The organism is Phenylobacterium sp. (assembly GCF_036723115.1).
Taxonomy (GTDB): Bacteria; Pseudomonadota; Alphaproteobacteria; order Caulobacterales; family Caulobacteraceae; genus Phenylobacterium.
On record NZ_DAIMHV010000215.1, the window covers coordinates 1 to 3,039 of the forward strand.

Below are 3,039 nucleotides of genomic sequence, written 5' to 3' on the forward strand. Positions count from 1 at the left end.
GAGCGCATCCTTGGTAAGGCTGAGGTCGGCAGTTCAATCCTGCCCGGCGGCACCATGTCTCCCCAGGCCCCGCGGCCTGGGGAGACGCCAATTCCCTCGACAATCAGATCTCAGTCCGACGCGAGCGTCGGCAGCACCAGAACGTCCACGCCTGCGGCGCGCAGGACGTTCTCGGCGACGCTGCCCAGCAGCAGGCGCTCGACGCCGGACTTGCTGCGTGCGGCCAGAACGATCAGGTCCGCGGCCAAGTCGTGGGCGGCGTCCAGAATCTCCACCGCCGCCGTGGTCTTCTCATGGCGGATCACCTGCTCGGCCCAGGGACCGCCCAGGGACTCCATGAAGCCGGCCAGGCTGCGCGCGGCGCTCGCCCCTTCGTCCATCAGGTGGAAGGCCCTCTGCTCCTCGGTCATGGTGTGGGCCATGGTCAGGTTGAGCGCCAACGCGTCATAGACGTTCAGCACCGAGCGCCGGGGGGCGGCCTCGGCGAGCCCCAGCCCCATGAAGCGCCGCAGGGCGCCCAGGGAGACCTCACTGAGGTCCGTGGTCATCAGGATGTGCCGATAGTCCCCCGCGGGCGGCGCATTGGCCATCAGCACAGGGCAGCGAACCGTTCGGATGGTCCGCTCTGCGGTGGAGCCGACAAAGACGTCCTTCAGCACCTGCCGCCTGTGCGGCCCGATGACCAGCAGGTCCGGCGCCAGGTCGGCCGCCGCAGCGGCGATGCCCACAAAGGCGTCGGCCTCGCTCACCCGCCCTTCGCAGGCCACTCCGTCCGCCTCGGTCACCGTGCGCGCCATGCGCCGAATCAGGGACTCAGCCTCCCGTCGCTCCGTGTCGACCACATGGCGAGGCCGGTCGTCGTCCACCACGCTGAGCAGGGTGAGCCTGGCGCCGGCGCTCTTGGCCAAGAGGGTGGCGCGGCGCAGCGCCCGGTCGGAGCGTTCCGAGAAGTCCGTGGCGACCAGGATGTGTTGCATGACGGCTCCTTGTGGCGGGCTTCGGTGAGAGAAGGCCACGGCGCCCGGATGGCGGGTTTGATCTGCCTCAATCAACCGACGCGATTGGTCGCTATTCTTCGCTGAAACACCTGCAGCGAGCCCAAGGATGCCGCACGAACAGTATCAGACGGTCAAGGAAGTGGCCGAACGCCTCAAGGTGAGCGAGGCCACCGTGCGCCACTGGATACGCGACCAGGCCCTGCGCGCGGTGGATGTGGGCAAGGGCTGGCGGATCGCCGACATCGATCTCGCCGCCTTTCTGAACCGGCACGAAACCATGCCCCGGCCCGACAGCGGAACGCGCGAGGCCGGCCAGTGATTCCACTCGCTTCATCCTTCGCCGAGATCGCCCTGCTTCTGGTGATGGCCTCGGCGGTGGGAATGGTCGGCCTGTGGCTGCGGCAACCCCTCATCGTCAGCTTCATCGCCGTGGGCCTGCTGGCCGGCCCATCGGTCCTGGACGTGGTGGCCTCGGGCGACCAGATCGAGCTGCTCTCGCAGCTGGGCATCGCCCTTCTGCTCTTCCTGGTGGGCATCAAGCTGGATGTGAAGCTGATCCGGTCTCTGGGCTGGGTCTCCATCACGACGGGCCTGGGCCAGGTCGGCTTCACCTCGATCTTCGGCTACCTGATCGGACTCGCCCTGGGGCTTGGCCATGTGACCAGCCTCTATGTGGCGGTCGCCCTGACCTTCTCCTCCACCATCATCGTGGTGAAGCTCCTGTCGGACAAACGGGAGATCGACTCCCTGCACGGGCAGATCGCCCTGGGCTTCCTGATCGTTCAGGACCTCGTCGTCGTCCTGTCCATGATCGTGCTTTCGGCCATCGGCATCGGCGCGGCCGGCGGCGGCCATGGGGGCGGCTCAGCGCTCACCGTCCTGGGTTGGGGCCTGGCCCTGGTGGCGGTGGTGGTGATCTTCGTCCGCTACCTGGCCGACCCGCTCACCGAGCGTCTGGCCCGCGCGCCCGAGCTTCTGGTCATCTTCGCCATCGCCCTGGCCGCCCTGTTCGCGGCCGTCGGCGACGCCGCGGGCCTGGGCAAGGAGGTGGGCGGCCTTCTGGCCGGGGTGGCGCTCGCCTCCACCCCCTATCGGGAGACGATCGCCGCCCGGCTGGCGCCCCTGCGGGACTTCCTGCTGCTGTTCTTTTTCATCGCGCTCGGGGCGGTGCTCGACCTGTCGCTGCTGGGGGCGCACCTGGCCGGAGCGGCGATCTTCTCGCTCTTCGTGCTGGTGGGCAATCCGCTGATCGTCCTGGCGATCATGGGGGCCATGGGCTACCGCAAGCGCACCGGCTTCCTGGCCGGGCTCACCGTGGCCCAGATCAGCGAGTTCTCGCTGATCTTCATCGCCATGGGGGTCAGTCTCGGCCATGTGGGGCAGGACGCCCTGGGCCTGGTGACCCTGGTCGGCCTCGTGACCATCGCGGCCTCCACCTACATGATCACCTACTCCCACCCGCTCTACCGGCTGTTCGAGCCTCTGCTGACGGTCTTCGAGCGCAAGGGAACCCCCCGTGAGCCGCACGAGCCGGCGGCCCATCCCAAGGATCAGTCCCCCCAGGTCATCATCTTCGGCCTGGGCCGGTTCGGCGCGGCGGTCGGGCTACGGCTGGCGCGGCGCGGCGTCCGGGTGCTCGGCGTCGATTTCAATCCCCAGGCGGTGCGGCGCTGGCGTGAGCTTGGGCTGGAGGCGGAGTTCGGGGACGCCACCGACCCGGAGTTCATCATCGAACTGCCCCTGGCCCAGGCGCAGTGGGTGGTCTCCACCGTGCCGGTCCACCCCACCGGAGTCACCCACGAGGACGCCCGCAGAACCTTGATGCAGTTGGCCCGCGGCGCGGGCTTCACCGGCCGCGTGGCCCTGACCTCGCACAGTTCCGCCGACACCCACGCCCTGCTGCGGGCCGGCGCCGATCTGGTGCTGGAGCCCTTCCAGGACGCCGCCGACCGCGCGGTGGAGATCCTGTGCGGCGCGCCGCCCGAGGCCCGCACCCCCATCCCCGAAATCGCCACGGAGGGCCGCCTCGCCCCTTGAGGAC

At 69.2% G+C, this 3,039-nt stretch carries 3 protein-coding genes; 2 read left to right on the forward strand and 1 reads right to left on the reverse strand.

Annotated features, from left to right (window positions below; all coding sequences use genetic code 11):
* Positions 1-110: 110 nt before the first annotated feature.
* Complete coding sequence (locus V7D28_RS14600) at positions 111-977, reverse strand: universal stress protein (protein WP_333588112.1); 867 nt, start codon at positions 975-977, stop codon at positions 111-113.
* A gap of 127 nt (positions 978-1,104) precedes the next feature.
* On the opposite strand from V7D28_RS14600, the gene V7D28_RS14605 reads away from it, so the two are divergent.
* Positions 1,105-1,317, forward strand: coding sequence for a helix-turn-helix domain-containing protein (locus V7D28_RS14605; RefSeq protein ID WP_333588113.1), 213 nt, complete (start codon positions 1,105-1,107; stop codon positions 1,315-1,317).
* The gene (locus tag V7D28_RS14610; protein ID WP_333588114.1) at positions 1,314-3,035 is read left to right on the forward strand and encodes a cation:proton antiporter; all 1,722 of its coding nucleotides are present in this window, start codon (positions 1,314-1,316) and stop codon (positions 3,033-3,035) included. The genes V7D28_RS14605 and V7D28_RS14610 overlap by 4 nt, the downstream gene beginning before the upstream one ends.
* Positions 3,036-3,039: the final 4 nt, after the last annotated feature.